The organism is Clostridium sp. LBM24168, assembly GCF_052953915.1.
Genome location: NZ_CP196861.1, coordinates 2,627,868 through 2,642,923 on the forward strand (window position 1 = coordinate 2,627,868; position 15,056 = coordinate 2,642,923).

13 protein-coding genes are annotated in these 15,056 nt (G+C 30.1%); 3 read left to right on the top strand and 10 right to left on the bottom strand.

Annotation, left to right across the window (positions count from 1 at the left end; genetic code table 11):
- Nucleotides 1-150: 150 nt before the first annotated feature.
- From alr to ACSVC9_RS13070, 7 genes are all read right to left on the bottom strand, one after another.
- Nucleotides 151-1,314 carry an alanine racemase gene (gene alr / locus ACSVC9_RS13040; protein WP_446897889.1) on the bottom strand — a complete coding sequence of 388 codons (1,164 nt, stop codon included), beginning with the start codon at nt 1,312-1,314 and terminating at the stop codon, nt 151-153.
- Nucleotides 1,315-1,327: 13 nt separating this feature from the next.
- Nucleotides 1,328-1,948 (bottom strand): germination lipoprotein GerS-related protein, encoded by a 621-nt coding sequence (locus ACSVC9_RS13045; protein WP_446897890.1) that lies wholly within the window; start codon nt 1,946-1,948, stop codon nt 1,328-1,330.
- 49 nt (nt 1,949-1,997) lie between these two features.
- Nucleotides 1,998-3,506 (bottom strand): NAD(P)H-hydrate dehydratase, encoded by a 1,509-nt coding sequence (locus ACSVC9_RS13050; protein ID WP_446897891.1) that lies wholly within the window; start codon nt 3,504-3,506, stop codon nt 1,998-2,000.
- The gene (gene acpS / locus ACSVC9_RS13055) at nt 3,469-3,882 is read right to left on the bottom strand and encodes a holo-ACP synthase (protein ID WP_446897892.1); all 414 of its coding nucleotides are present in this window, start codon (nt 3,880-3,882) and stop codon (nt 3,469-3,471) included. Before acpS ends, ACSVC9_RS13050 begins: the two co-directional genes overlap by 38 nt.
- A 203-nt stretch (nt 3,883-4,085) precedes the next feature.
- Nucleotides 4,086-4,589, bottom strand: coding sequence for a hypothetical protein (locus tag ACSVC9_RS13060; RefSeq protein ID WP_446897893.1), 504 nt, complete (start codon nt 4,587-4,589; stop codon nt 4,086-4,088).
- Nucleotides 4,590-5,023: 434 nt separating this feature from the next.
- Entirely contained in the window at nt 5,024-5,380 is a 357-nt protein-coding gene (locus tag ACSVC9_RS13065; protein ID WP_446897894.1) for a DUF6514 family protein, read from the bottom strand.
- A gap of 264 nt (nt 5,381-5,644) precedes the next feature.
- Nucleotides 5,645-6,127, bottom strand: a complete 483-nt coding sequence (locus ACSVC9_RS13070) for a PTS sugar transporter subunit IIA (protein WP_446897895.1) — start codon at nt 6,125-6,127, stop codon at nt 5,645-5,647.
- A 222-nt stretch (nt 6,128-6,349) separates the two neighbouring features.
- On the opposite strand from ACSVC9_RS13070, the gene ACSVC9_RS13075 reads away from it, so the two are divergent.
- A complete protein-coding gene (locus ACSVC9_RS13075) occupies nt 6,350-8,905 on the top strand; it encodes an FAD-dependent oxidoreductase (RefSeq protein ID WP_446897896.1) in 2,556 nt (851 codons plus the stop codon).
- Nucleotides 8,906-8,959: 54 nt separating this feature from the next.
- Here ACSVC9_RS13075 and ACSVC9_RS13080 read toward each other — a convergent pair whose 3' ends face one another.
- Entirely contained in the window at nt 8,960-9,775 is an 816-nt protein-coding gene (locus ACSVC9_RS13080; protein ID WP_446897897.1) for a YihY/virulence factor BrkB family protein, read from the bottom strand.
- Nucleotides 9,776-9,927: 152 nt separating this feature from the next.
- Between ACSVC9_RS13080 and ACSVC9_RS13085 the strand changes: the two genes are divergently transcribed.
- A complete protein-coding gene (locus tag ACSVC9_RS13085; protein WP_446897898.1) occupies nt 9,928-11,169 on the top strand; it encodes an Ig-like domain-containing protein in 1,242 nt (413 codons plus the stop codon).
- A 59-nt stretch (nt 11,170-11,228) separates the two neighbouring features.
- Here ACSVC9_RS13085 and ACSVC9_RS13090 read toward each other — a convergent pair whose 3' ends face one another.
- Complete coding sequence (locus ACSVC9_RS13090; protein WP_446897899.1) at nt 11,229-11,774, bottom strand: NADH peroxidase; 546 nt, start codon at nt 11,772-11,774, stop codon at nt 11,229-11,231.
- 198 nt (nt 11,775-11,972) lie between these two features.
- The gene (locus tag ACSVC9_RS13095) at nt 11,973-12,953 is read right to left on the bottom strand and encodes a type I phosphomannose isomerase catalytic subunit (protein ID WP_446897900.1); all 981 of its coding nucleotides are present in this window, start codon (nt 12,951-12,953) and stop codon (nt 11,973-11,975) included.
- A gap of 382 nt (nt 12,954-13,335) precedes the next feature.
- On the opposite strand from ACSVC9_RS13095, the gene ACSVC9_RS13100 reads away from it, so the two are divergent.
- The gene (locus ACSVC9_RS13100) at nt 13,336-15,054 is read left to right on the top strand and encodes a methyl-accepting chemotaxis protein (protein ID WP_446897901.1); all 1,719 of its coding nucleotides are present in this window, start codon (nt 13,336-13,338) and stop codon (nt 15,052-15,054) included.
- The last annotated feature ends 2 nt before the right edge of the window (nt 15,055-15,056 follow it).

The following is a 15,056-nucleotide window of genomic DNA, read 5'->3' on the forward strand; positions in this document are numbered from 1 at the left end:
TATTCTACCTATTTTTTGATATGATATCTTTTACAAACATACATTGTTTATACATAAATTCAATTTATGGGAATCTTTAAATAAAAAATATGTAGTTCTATAATTATTAAAATCTTATGTACTAATTAGGAAATATTAACTTTTAAACACTTAAAAAATATAATTTTTCACTTTAATTATTTTACTATCTTTTATATATACTCTCGGAAGTCTTTTAGACATCATGCACAACACTTCATAATTTATAGTTCCAAGTATTGAAGCTATATTATTTGCGTCAAATTTCAAATTATCTTTTTCTCCCATAAGTATAACTTCATCACCAACATTAACATTACCAACATCGGTTACGTCTGCCATACATTGGTCCATACATATGTTGCCAATTATCGGTGCAAACCTATTATTTACAATAATCTTTGCTTTACCTGATAATCTTCTTGAATACCCATCTGCATATCCAATAGGCAAAGTTGCAACCACAGTCTTTCTATTAGTTCTGAATTTTCTTCCATAACCAATGTATTCACCACTATCTAAAGTCTTTAGATACGATATATTAGCTTTTAAAGTCATTACGGGCTTTACATCTAAATTGCTCTTGTCCACCTCATTTGATGGGTAGCACCCATAAATTATTATGCCTGGCCTCACTTCATCAAAATAAGTAAATGGGAATTCCATTATTGCTGCACTATTAGCTAAATTTCTCATGTTTATCTTAACTTTTCTTTCTATAAGCATATCATAAAACTTCTTATATTTCTGCAACTGTAAATCAGTATAATTTTTGTCTAATTCATCTGCTGTGGAAAAATGAGAAAACATACTGTCTATTTCTATATTTGGAAGCTCATTTATCTTGCAAATAGCTTCTAAACCTGAACTGTCAGGGAGAAATCCTATTCTTCCCATTCCCGTATCAACTGCAACGTGAATTTTTATTTTTTTATCATGCTTTCTTGCTATTTCAGATAATTTTTTAGCACATCCATACGAAGATACTGCAGGTTCTATGTTATATTTTACTATATAATCCAAAGCATTGTTAGGTGTAATTCCAAGTATCATTATTGGACACTTTACACCTTTCTCTCTAAGTTCTATAGCCTCATCAAAAATAGCAACTGCTAACTTTGTAAATCCGTTTTCTAGAAGTATATGTGCAACTTCTACTGCGCCATGTCCATACGCATCAGCTTTTACAACACCTATTATTTGCCTGTCTCCAACCTTGTTCTTTATTTGTCTAGCATTGTATATCAAATTGTTTAAATTTACCTCGATCCAGGCAGGTCTAAAAAATTCTTCCATAAAATGTCACTTCCTATTTATTCACATCGTCTATATTAAATAGATTTTTCTGCAGTTTTAGGTTTTGTTTAAAATCACTATACTCAACTTTTACTCTTTTCTCACCATTTGAATCATAAATTATTAAATATCTTGGTACACACGTTTCAGAATTCATATATAGCTGAGCTTTACATATGTTTTTATTATTGCCAGGAATGTCTAAACCTATAACTTGATATTCCTCATTATATATATTTTTGAATAAATTATCAACTTTTTCATTTGTATAGATTAAATATACATATTCATCTATAAAACATAATTTGAATAGGCTATCAAAATCTTCATCAGTATTATATATACTTCCATTTTTTAAATCCTGTACAAATATTTTATTTTTCTTGTATATCATTATTCTATCTCTTCCAAGTTCAAATCTATTGCCATATTTCTTACTATAAAATTGTCTTCCACTATATTCTACATTCTGTTTATCATTTTTTATTTGAATTTTTACATTGCAGCTGTAGCTGTCCAGATCTTTAAGATAATTTATTACATCCTCTGTATTTTTCATTTTTTTATCACATGATACAAAAACACATACTATGGCAAAACACATAATAAAAATAATCAGCAGTTTCTTACACATTCTATTCCTCCAAATTCATGTATTTCACTACTAATACTATTCTATTAAATTAATTTGTATTACATAATATATCTTTTATAGCATATGGAATTTCATTTATAATATCAGAAGCACTTACACAAAACATTTTTTTTGACAGCCTATCTCCACAGAACCCATGCAGATATACAGAAATACAGGCGGCTTCAAAGGTTTTATATCCTTGTGCCAAAAATGATGTAATGATCCCTGTCAAACAATCTCCCATACCACCTGAAGCCATAGAACTATTTCCAGTAGAATTTAATGCTGTGGTATATCCATCTGTAACAACCGTATTATATCCTTTCAAAACCAAAATTACATCATAATCTCTGGCAAATTTTTGTGCAACCTCAACTCTGTTGTCCTCTATATAATCTATACTCAGCCCGGTAAGTCTCGACATTTCACCTAAATGTGGTGTCATTACGACATTACAGCTTTTGTTTTTTAACAAGGCTAGATTTCCCTTTAATACATTTATCCCATCTGCATCAATAACTACAGTATTCTTTGATTCATTTATAACCTTACTTAAAATATCTAAAGTAATTTCATTATTCCCCATACCTGGACCTATCCCTATGGAATCAGATTTTTTAATAAAACCTTCCAATTTTTCATTTTCATCCAAATTTAAAGTCATGGCTTCAGTAAGTTTTGCACTCATAATATTCTGTACATTTTTTTCGCAAGCTAGAGTTACAAGTCCAGCTCCACTCTTAACTGCAGATTGAGTGCTTATATAAGCCGCCCCTGAAAACCCAGTCGATCCAGCAATAATAAGTACTCTTCCAAAATCTCCTTTATGAGAATACTTATTTCTTTCTTTAAGTACATTCTTTATGCTGTATTTATCTATTACAAATCTTCCAGTATCAAATTTTTTAATAACAGAATCGGGAATACCTATGTTTTCAATTACTAGATCTCCAATAAACTCATTTGCCCCATATTTGAAGAATCCATTTTTATACATCTGAAAAGATACTGTTTTGTTGGCCTTAATAGAATTTTTCAAAATATTACCTGTATCTCCACTCATCCCTGATGGTATATCTATAGAAAGGGTATATCTGCTATTAAAATTTATAGATCTTATAACCTCCGCATATATACCTTCAACATCTCTTGAAAGTCCTGTGCCAAAAATAGCATCAATAACCATATCGCTAGATTTTATGTATGCATTCAAGGATTCAATCTGTTTACTATCATTTATTTTATTTATCTTTATACCCAGGTTTTTCAGTATATCATAATTCACCTTACAATCATGGCTCATGTTGTTTTCTTTTCCAATTAGAAATACGTTTATAGTCTTACCCAAATTATACAAGTGTCTTGCAACAGCAAATCCATCGCCTCCATTATTTCCTTTTGTACAAAATAAACAGAAAGAATTATATATTTTCATATTAATATTTTTTATTATTTTTAGGGCTGCATTTTCCATAAGTACTATACCAGGTATTTTTAATTTATTTATACAATAACTATCAATATTTCTCATTATCTCCACATTTGCAATTTTCAATTTTATCAACCTCCATTACTGCAAATGCCACAGCATTGTCAAATTCATGTGATATACTTAAATGTATCTTAAAATTGCCATACTTTTCAGCCAGTAACTTAGCTCTTCCTCTTAAAACTACTATTGGCTTCCCTGAAGTGGTTCTATTTATCAATATATCTTTAAAGCCAAATCCAATAAAGCCAGTTCCAAGTGCCTTTGAAACAGCCTCTTTTGCTGCAAATCGCCCCGCTATAAATTCAGGAGCCAGCTTTTTACTATTAAAATACTCAACCTCTTTTTGATCAAAAAGTCTATCAATAAAATTTGGATGCGTACATACAGCATTTTTTATTCTACTTATTTTAACTATATCCGTTCCAACACCTATAATCAACAGAGCACCTCCAGATAAGTCTTAATTTTAATTATAAAATAAAAATGTATTTTTAATAAAAATAAGCACTGGATACGCGTCCAATGCTTATTTTTACCAGAGACAAGCCACATCCCTTTGATGGCAATACATCTCATGTATTGTTTTTGTAATTATAGTATATACTAAATTTATAAGAATATTCAAGATTAAATTATCAAATTTCAATATTTACTCAGTTCACTGGTAAATTTACTTATCAAACTATTATATGAATCATACTGTGATTGACTAAGAACATTGCTATATCTACTATCAAAATAACCTTTAAACCCATTCATCAAATTCAAATAATCACTAACACTATTTTGATTATCACCTATATTTTCATTTTTCTTATAAAGTTGCATATAAAACATCATTCCTTGAGCTGCTCTTTTTTCCTCAGGTGTAGCATTTTCAAGTGCTAATCTATAAGCTCTTCTTACATTACCAGGTGCAGTTAATGGTGGAAAACCTACCAGATGTTCTTTTTCCCACTCAAAAGAATGATCTTTAAAATCGACACCAGCTTTTTTAAGATTCTCATACAAAATTTTATCTTCCTCAGAAGTTATTTCCTGTTCAGATTCAGACTTAAAATCACTAGACAATTTAGTAGATGTATTTTTATCAAGATTATAACTTACATTAAAATTAGAGTTAAATTTCAAATCTCCTGATATCATAAATTACCTCCAAAAATCATTTTTTCAAATTTTTCAAAGAAGAAAATTTCAAAGTATTTGCTAAAAGATTTTCTGATTACACAGAATTGGACTTAATTAAAGCCTTTGATGAACTTGAAGTATTAGTAAGTACTCATATTTTTATAATAATTACAAGATAAAGAATCATAACCCCTTATGTAAAATTCAGTAACAGGTGGGGCTGGTCCATCAGCATGAACTGTATTACTCAAAGTAAAACTGCAAAACAAAAAGGCACTCAAAAAAGAATCGAGAAACTTTTTTATAAAACCATTCATTAATTAAAATCTCCCTAAAATATTTGAAGACAAGTATATTATCGTATATAAAACAAAATAATTTAATAGGAGATTTATTTTTTACACAAAAAAACTGTCACACTAATTTTTTTAGTGCAACAGCCCACCAAACCTCTAATATGCCATTGATTTAAGTTGTTTATCAAAATCTAAAATATATTCATCTACATAATCACCTATTATATCTACTAAATGGACAGGTGACACCTGACTATTATACAATAATTTAAGCAAACTATGTACTTTATACCTATCCGGACTTATATTTATCACACAATCCCTACATACATCTATTAATTTATCATTTAATAGATCCTGTCTTTCTATTTCTATACCATAGGATTGTAATGGAATAATGTCCCAATTACAGGTAATATTCATCTCATTTTTAATTAACCTATAAAAGTAAATTCTTCTCATAGAATCGTTTAAATCGTCTACCCCTGTTCTCATTAAATTTTCTACTATCATGCTGCTCTCCCCCTATAAAACAATTAATAAAATATTATATATATTATACAGATTATGTTAGCACACATTATAAAAAAATTCTGTCACTTTCTGATAATTAAAATCATAAATTATCCCTTTTATATGACAACATAAATTAGTTAACTCCATAAAAAATAATATACTAGATAATAAAAGATTAATATTCAACTTTTTATTATCTAGTATTGTCAAAAATTATTTTATACTGTAAATTGCTTTTTTGATTTTCTGATTTTAACACTATTATTTCATTTTATAATTTACAACTGCATCCTTTCCTGCTTTTACATCTGAATTCAAATTGATATAATTTATACATCCCACGTTATCCACATTAGTAATAAGTACAGATGTCATAAGAGAATATCCCTTATCTTCTATATATTCTTTATCTATTTTTATAATTTCATCCCCTTCTTTAACAATTGCTCCCTCTTTCACCAGTCTTTTAAACCCATTTCCTTTTAATTCTACTGTATCAATACCTATATGTACTAAAACTTCTGCTCCATTCTCAAGCTCCATTCCAAAAGCATGATTTGTGTTAAATATGATAGTAACTTTCCCGCAAGCGGGAGAAACAATTACATCACCTGACGGCTGAATAGCCACTCCATCACCAACTGTTTTCTGTGCAAATACTTCGTCCTGGATCTCTGATAAATCTACAACTTTCCCATCAACTGGTGCAGCTAATACAAAGCTGCCTTTCAAAAAATTAAACATAGGCAATCACTCCTAATTATATTTAAATAAAATGACATACGTTAAGTGTATCTGCCATTTTAAACAGCCGTATTACTTAATTCAAAGTATATATACTGCATAAATTTTTGTCAATAGAAACAGTATTATCTAATATCTTATGACAATAACATTGATTTTCAGTTAATCCTATACTATAATTGTGTTAAATAATAATTATTATTTAATAATTGGAGGTTTAATATGAGTAAATCTATAGAAATCAAAAAAAACATTTACTGGATAGGTGCACTTGACCCTGAATTGCGGATATTCGATATTGTCATGTACACACCATATGGCACAACCTATAATTCCTTTGCAATAAAAGGGAGTAAAAAAACTGCAGTATTTGAAACCGTCAAAGAACCATTTTTTAACGAATTTCTAGAAAGATTAAAATCTTCCAAAATAGATCCAAAAGATATTGACTACATAATTGTAGATCACACAGAACCGGATCATGCAGGCTCCATTTCAAAATTACTTGAACTTGCTCCTAAAGCCAAAGTAGTCGGTTCAAATGCAGCCATAAAATTTATAAAGTCCATTGCAAATAGAGAATTCAATTCTATAATAGTAAAACAAGGTGACACCCTCAGTCTCGGGGATAAGACATTAAAATTTATATCAGCACCATTTCTTCACTGGCCAGATTCTATATACACCTATATTCCCGAAGATAAACTTCTTATCACATGTGATTCTTTCGGATGCCATTATTGCAATCCAAAATTATTCAATGATTTAAATGAAGACAATGAAAAATATACAGAAGCTCTTAAATACTATTTTGATGGAATAATGGGTCCATTTAAAAAATACGTACTAGAAGCAATCGATAAAATAAAGGATCTTGATATAGACATTATTTGCCCAGGTCATGGACCTGTACTCAGGGATAATCCACAAAAAATAGTTGAATTATATAAACAGTGGAGCCTTGATACTTCAAATCCAAATAGCAAAAAACATATAGTAATTCCATATGTCTCAGCCTACGGTTACACAGAAACTATAGCAAATAAGATAATAGAAGGAATCAAAGCTTCTCATGATTTTGATGTTAAATCATATAATGTTATCTACAGCGACATCAATGAAATATTAAATGATATAAATCGGTCAGATGGTATATTATTTGGTTCTCCAACAATAAATGGGGATGCTTTAAAACCGATACTGGATATACTGATTTCACTCAATCCTAAAATACACGGTGGAAAATTAGCCGCAGCCTTCGGTTCCTATGGCTGGAGCGGCGAAGCTGTAAGCATAATAGAAAGCAGATTAAAACAGCTTAAAATGGACGTACTTTCACCTGGTTTAAAAATAAATTTCAAGCCTTCAGAAAAAGAATTAGAATCCGCCTATAAATTTGGAGAAACCTTTGCAGAAAAGATTCAACAAAATGCAAATAATGTTTCCAAAACATTAAAACCAACTACAACGAAAAAATGGAAATGTCTAATTTGTGGAATGGTATTTGAGGGACCTGAACCCCCAAAAATTTGTCCGGTATGTGGAGCAGATTCCAGTCAATTTGTAGAAGTGAAAGAACATACCTCTGATTTTACAAATTCAAATTCAAATAAATTTATAATAATAGGAAATGGTGCTGCTGGATTAAATGCTGCTCAATCTATAAGAAGTAGAAATGAAAAAGCTTCTATAAAAATAGTATCAGAGGAAAATTATATTACTTATTACAGACCTGAACTGTCAGAATATCTTTCGACAGATATAGAGGAAGATAAATTCTACGTAAAAAATAGAAAATGGTATGATGATAATAATATTGATCTCATTTTAAACACTTCAGTAAAAGCTATACTTCCAGATTCAAAAAAAATATTGCTTCAAAATAATGAAGAACTGAACTATGATAAACTAATTATTGCAAATGGAAGCGTAAATTTTATACCACCTATAAATGGGACCGATAAGAAAGGTGTATTCACTTTAAAGTTTTTAAAGGACGCCGACAACATAAAAGCATATATCAATAAAAGCAAAAGTGCTGTAATAGTAGGTGGAGGACTTCTAGGACTTGAAGCTGCCTGGGAAATGAAAAAATCAGGGCTTTCTGTAACAGTTGTAGAATTCTCCAATAGGTTATTGTCTAGACAACTAGATAATGAAGGCGCTACAATGTTTAAAGAATCCGTTGATAAATCTGGAGTTGAAATAATACTTGGAGACAGTGTAGAAGAAATAATCGGTAATGAAAAAGTGTCCGGTGTAAGGCTAAAAAGTGGCAAAACCATAGATACAGACATTCTACTATTCTCCGTAGGTATAAGGCCTAACAAACATCTGGCTGAAAAGTCCGGTATAAAAACAAACAAGGGTATCATAGTAAATGATAAAATGGAAACATCAATTAAGGATATTTATGCCTGTGGCGATATATGCGAGTACAACAACAGAGTTTATGGAAACTGGCCCGCTTCAGTTGAAATGGGTAAAATTGCTGGAGCAAATTCTACAGGAGATGAATCCCATTTTACTTCATTTGTATCGTCAGTTATTTTTTCTTCAATGAATTCAAACCTGTTTTCCTGTGGAAAATTTTCACCAGATCTAAAAGACATTTCATATTCCAACCCATCTATAGGAGAATATCTAAAATTATTCTTTGAGGAAGACAAATTAGTAGGCGGTATACTTTTAGGTGATACAAGAAAATCTGGTAAAATAATGCTTGCGATACAAAAATGCAAAACACTCACAGATATATTAAAAGAAAATTTTCTATAATAAATTAACATAAAAGTTCTACTATTACTAAGTAATAGTAGAACTTTTATATGTTTATCTTTTTCTATACACAATTGCATTAATTTCTCCACCTATTATTATTATATTCGAGAGAATAAACAACCATGTAAGAAGAGCTATTACTGCACCTATACTTCCGTAAAGTACAGAATAACTCGAAAAATTATTTACATAAAATGCAAAACAAATTGATATTAAAGCTAAACTAATTGTAGATACACATGTACCTGATATTATCTCATTCCACCTAAGTTTAATATTGGGAGTATATTTGTAAACTGCTGCAAAAATTAAACTTATGGATAAAAGCATGACTATGTATCTCACAATATTCCATAAAAAATTAAACTCCCTAGAAAGTTGAAGCCTATATGCTAAAAATTCACCTAATATTCTTCCAAAAACCAAAAGTATAATAGAAATTAATATTATAACTATAAATCCTAAAGTACATAGTATTGACACAATATATAATTTAAATATACTTCTATTTTCCTCCAATCCATATGCCATATTTAGTCCTCTTATAACAGCTTGAAATCCACTTGAAGCCGTCCATATTGTAAAGATCATGCTTAAAAATAATATACGGCTGTTTTTGGTGTTTACTATACTTATAACGGTATCGTCTATAAGTTTTAATATATCTGACGGCAGGATTCCATTCAACATTGTAAGTACATCACCACTTTCTAATGGAATATATCCCATTAGGCTTATAATAAATATCAGAAATGGGAAAAAAGAGAATATCAAACTATATGCAAGTTGTGAAGACAATGCCATAATATCATCTTTTATAAACCTTATTACAATACATTTTAAATAACATAAAAAATTTTTTTGCATAAATATATCCACCTTTACAATTGTCTATATATTATTTTATTCAATTACACATAATTAATACTTCACATTCCAACCCTTATATATTTGGGTATCTTATTGAAATACATAAAAAAAAAGGTTAAACTATAAATAAAAAACAAAGGAGGTTTAAAATGAAAAACTTCACAAAAAATTTTTTAATGTTTTGTGGAATATATATATCTATTCAATTAGTTGGACATGCTAGTGTATTTGCTGCATCCAGTACTATAGACAAGCTTTCTGAAAAAACTGCAACTACACAAACTCAGCAGGCCGGATACATAGATACTGATATAAATGAGCCAAAAAAGGTTGCTTCAAATTTAGATATCAATTCACAGGCAGAAAGCACCGTAGTTACAAAAGATAGTATTCCTGTAACCAAAGCATGGAAAATTAAATTCAATGAACCTGTTGATATCAATATATTAAGTGACAAAATAAAACTGATCAACAAACAAGATAATACAGAAGTTCCTATTAGCATAACATCTGATAATATATGTCAGACTATTACTGTAACATCATCAAATAATTTAGAGCCCCAAACAGAATATGTTTTATCTGTATCTAAAGATATAATTTCGAAATTCGGAAAACCACTCTCAAATCCAACTATAGTGGATTTCAAAACATCTACAATTATATCTTCAATAGATGATATAAATAAAACTGTTGATCAAGGTGATGATTTCAGTTTAGGCAGTACGGTAAATGCAATTATGTCTGATGGTACAATATCTCAAGTGGATGTTTCTTGGGACAAGTCATCTGTTAATACAAATATCCCGGGTAGCTATACATTCAAAGGCACCGTACCAGAATATGGAACTATAACATTGAATCTTACTATAAAACCATTTGAACCAGTAAGCAGCATATCAAATGGAAAAGCAACTCAATCAAGTACAGGAATTAAATTATACAATTATCTTATGGATTATAAAAATAGAAATGACGTTTTAGAAAGAGCAATAAAAGTACATGCTGCTCAAGGTTATGGTGATAATCCATCTAGCAACAATTGTGTATTTTATCAAAGTGAAGCATTGAGAAGTATTGGCATAAATATACTAAATAGTACTGCAAATACCGTTAGTCTTACAAATACGCTTTTGGATATGGGCTGGAAAAAATCTTCTGATTTATCTCTTCTACTTCCTGGAGATATATGTTTTACAATTGAATACGGAAATGGTCCAACTCACACTTATACTTTTATGAAATGGGTTGATCCTAAACATTTTGATTATGCCTACATATGTGATAATCAAGGCAATGAATATGGAAATGATGCATATCACAAGAGAAATATTAATTTTCAGACAGATACAAAAGATAAAATAGCCTATTTTCTATATCCAACTGCATAAAAAATAATCTGTACTTTTTACCTTAAAGTACAGATTATTTTTTATGCAGTTTTTATATTTTATTTGAAATATCTATTCAATACACCCTGGAAAGCTGCTCCATGTCTAGCTTCATCTTTACACATTTCATGTACAGTATCATGAATTGCATCATAGTTCAATTTTTTTGCAAGTGTTGCTAATTTTTTCTTTCCGGCACAGGCACCTCTTTCAGCATCTACTCTCATTTGTAAATTTTTCTTTGTATCATTTGTAAGTACCTCTCCTAAAAGTTCTGCAAATCTTGATGCATGATCTGCTTCATCTTCAGCTGCCTTCCTATAGGTTGCAGCAACTTCAGGATATCCTTCTCTATCAGCCTGACGTGCCATTGCAAGATACATTCCAACTTCTGAACATTCACCAGTAAAATTATCCCTTAATCCCTGTAATACTTCAGGATCAACACCCTGCGCAATTCCTACTTTATGTTCATCTGCCCAAGATTCAGTATCATCAGTTTTTTCCACAAACTTATCTGAAGATGCACCACATACAGGACACTTTTCTGGTGCCTTTTCCCCTTCATATACATATCCACAGACAGAACATACAAATTTTTTCATAACAAAACCATCCTCCCATAATATTTTTTATCATTTAATCCGTTTATAATTATGTTTGTTTCAACATTTACTATTATATAATAGTTATTATTATAAATCAAGTACTTATGGAAACTTTTTTATTATTTTTAAAGGAAATAAAAACAGTAGATAAAACAACACCTGTCTACTGTATCCTAAATAACATAATATTATAAGTTATTCTTCAATTTCATCTAATATTTTTCTTTCAACTTTATAAATATCTGGTACATAACTTTTTATCAGTTTCATTTTACCTTTCAACTTATATTTCCCCATACTTGCAGGAATAAGTATACTGTCCCCAATCTTTACAGGTTCAGTCCCATTATCATAAATTATATCTCCCTTTCCATCTACACAAGTAAATATATAGAACCTTTCTTTATCACTAAATCCTACAGCTTCATTAAACACATCATATAATTCCATGGCGAATTTTTTTGAAAGGCATAAATAAGTTTTAGAATATCCATTTCTCAAAATTTTAATACCAGTATTATTTTTTGCCTTTAATTTTAGATTTGCTACATCTAATGCCTTTTTTATATGCAGTTCTCTTCCCCTATTATAATCATATACCCTATAGGTTATATCACTATTCTGCTGTATTTCAGCTAGAATTACGCCCTCACATATGGCATGTACCATACCACTTTTAATAAAGAATACATCACCTTTTTTTACATGTATTCTATTCATATAAGCTTCCAGATTTCCTTGATAAATTCCATTTTTAAACTGTTCATAAGTACATCCCTCTTTGGAACCTACTATCAAGCTTGCACCTGAAAATGCCTCTATCACGTACCATGCTTCAGTTTTACCCATTTGGTTTTCAAATCTACCTGCATATTCATCATCGGGATGAACTTGTATGGATAGCTTATCAGTAGCATTAATTAATTTTACAAGCAGTGGGAATCTATTTTTATTAATTTTTGTCCCTAGAAGTTTATCTCCCTGATTTCTGATGAGCTCATCAAACCTCATTCCTCTAAATTTTCCATTAGAAATTATACTCATTCCATTTGGATGACATGCCACGTCCCAACTTTCCCCTATTTTACCCTCTGGGAGATTATCTCTAAAAAGTTCAAAATCTCTTCCTCCCCATATTTTTTCATAATACAAATTTTCAAATCTTATTGGATACACAAAAAGCATCTCCTTTTATAAATTTATTTGTATATTGTCCCAATGGATGAAGTACTCACAATGCGACCTTCACAACAGAGTTTTTACACCCACCGTACGGAGATTTTCCATTTACATGCTGCATCCCTTACTGAAATGTAGTCCATAATTTGTCCCTCTATTCCAATATTTCTATAATTAACCATTTTAATTATATACGTTAAAGCAAATAGATACAAGTCAAAAAATATCTCAACAGCAAATCCACTATATGTTTTTGGTTTTTCTTATTGTAAATAATAAATTATAATGTTATACTTCTTGAAGTGAATATTTTACAATAATTTATATTATTTAATAACAGCTGTTATAATATTAAAATTAATACACGGGGGTAATACATATGTTCAAATCTATTGGAAACTTGAAATTAAAAGCTACATTGAAGCTGAGTTTTCTTGTGATATCTATGTTCATAATAATATCCGGAATAATAGGTATAATTGGCATGAACAGAATAAACACAGGTTCAAATCAACTTTACAGCAGTAATCTAAAAACAATACAAGATCTCAACAAATTTGACTCAAATACATTACACTTGCGCCTGGAAATAATAAACTTAGTAGAAAGCAAAGATAAAAACAAAACTAACGACACATTAAAGGTTATCAACTCTCTTAAAAAATCCAATAATGTTATATTGAATTCATACAAAAGTGGGAATCTAAACTCCCAAGAAAAAACTATAGTACCTAAATTAGAGATTCAATTATCGGATTGGAGGAATATCTGTACTGAAATCACAAATTTGATGGCAGCCGGTAAATATGATGAAGCCATTGTTTTAAATAAAGAAGCTGCCCGGTATAGAGATAAACTTACAAATACTACGGAAGAATTAATAAAAATTGTAAATCAAAAAGCCAACAATACCAATTTAAAAAATATGTTAATCTATAAAAATTCCTTTTACCTAATAGTTACAATATCCATATTGGGATTGATTTTAAGCCTAGTATTAGGATTTAGAATAAGTGCTTCAATATCATCAAAGGTTTATAAAATTTTGTCTTTTACAGATCTATTGAGCAAAGGGGACTTAAGTAACAATCTACAAATGTCTGGAAATAATGAACTGAGTTTGATAGGCGATGAATTAAATACTGCAAATGGCAATATAAGAAGCTTAATTAGGGAAATAATGCATTCTACTGAAGACATGAGTGCATCCAGTGAAGAACTTTCTGCCACCAGCGAAGAAATATCATCAATGATGTCATCTGTAAATGAAGCTACAAATCAAATAGCAAAGGGTGCACAAAATCTGAGCAGTATTACTGAAGAGATAAGCAACTCTTCGGAACAAATGAAGAACAGTATATACGATTTATCAAGCAAGGCAGATGAAGCTACAAAGTCATCACTGGAAATAAAAAAACGTGCTATAAGCATAAAACAATCAGCCTCCAAAAACATAGAAGCTGGTGAACATATATATAATGAAAAGAAAAATAATATAGTAAAAGCGATTGAAGATGGAAAGGTAGTTTCAGAAGTTAAAATAATGTCGGCTTCTATAGGGAATATAGCCGAACAAACGAATCTTCTTGCATTAAATGCAGCTATCGAAGCTGCAAGAGCTGGTGAACAGGGAAAAGGATTTGCCATTGTAGCCGATGAAGTTAGAAAACTTGCGGAGCAATCTTCTAGTGCTGTAGAAAATATAAATAAAATGGTCCTTGAAGTGGAAAACGCTTTTAAAAATCTATCCCAAAGCAGCGAGGAAATTCTTGATTATATAGCAAAAAGTGTAAAACCAAGCTACCAGATTTTCATGGATACGGGAGTACAATATGAGAAAGATGCAGAATTTATGAATTCCATGTCACAAGAGATTGATATTTCTTCAAAGCAAATGAAACTTGCAATATCTCAAATAAATACTGCCATCCAAAATTCAGCTTCTACTGCTGAGGAATCTTCTTCTGGATCAGAAGAAATATTAAGCAGCATAAATGAGGTAACTAAAGCAATTGAGGATATATCTATGTCATCCCAGAATCAAGCAGAACTTGCAGAAAAGCTTGCAGATATGGTAAATAAATTCAAAATCAATTAACA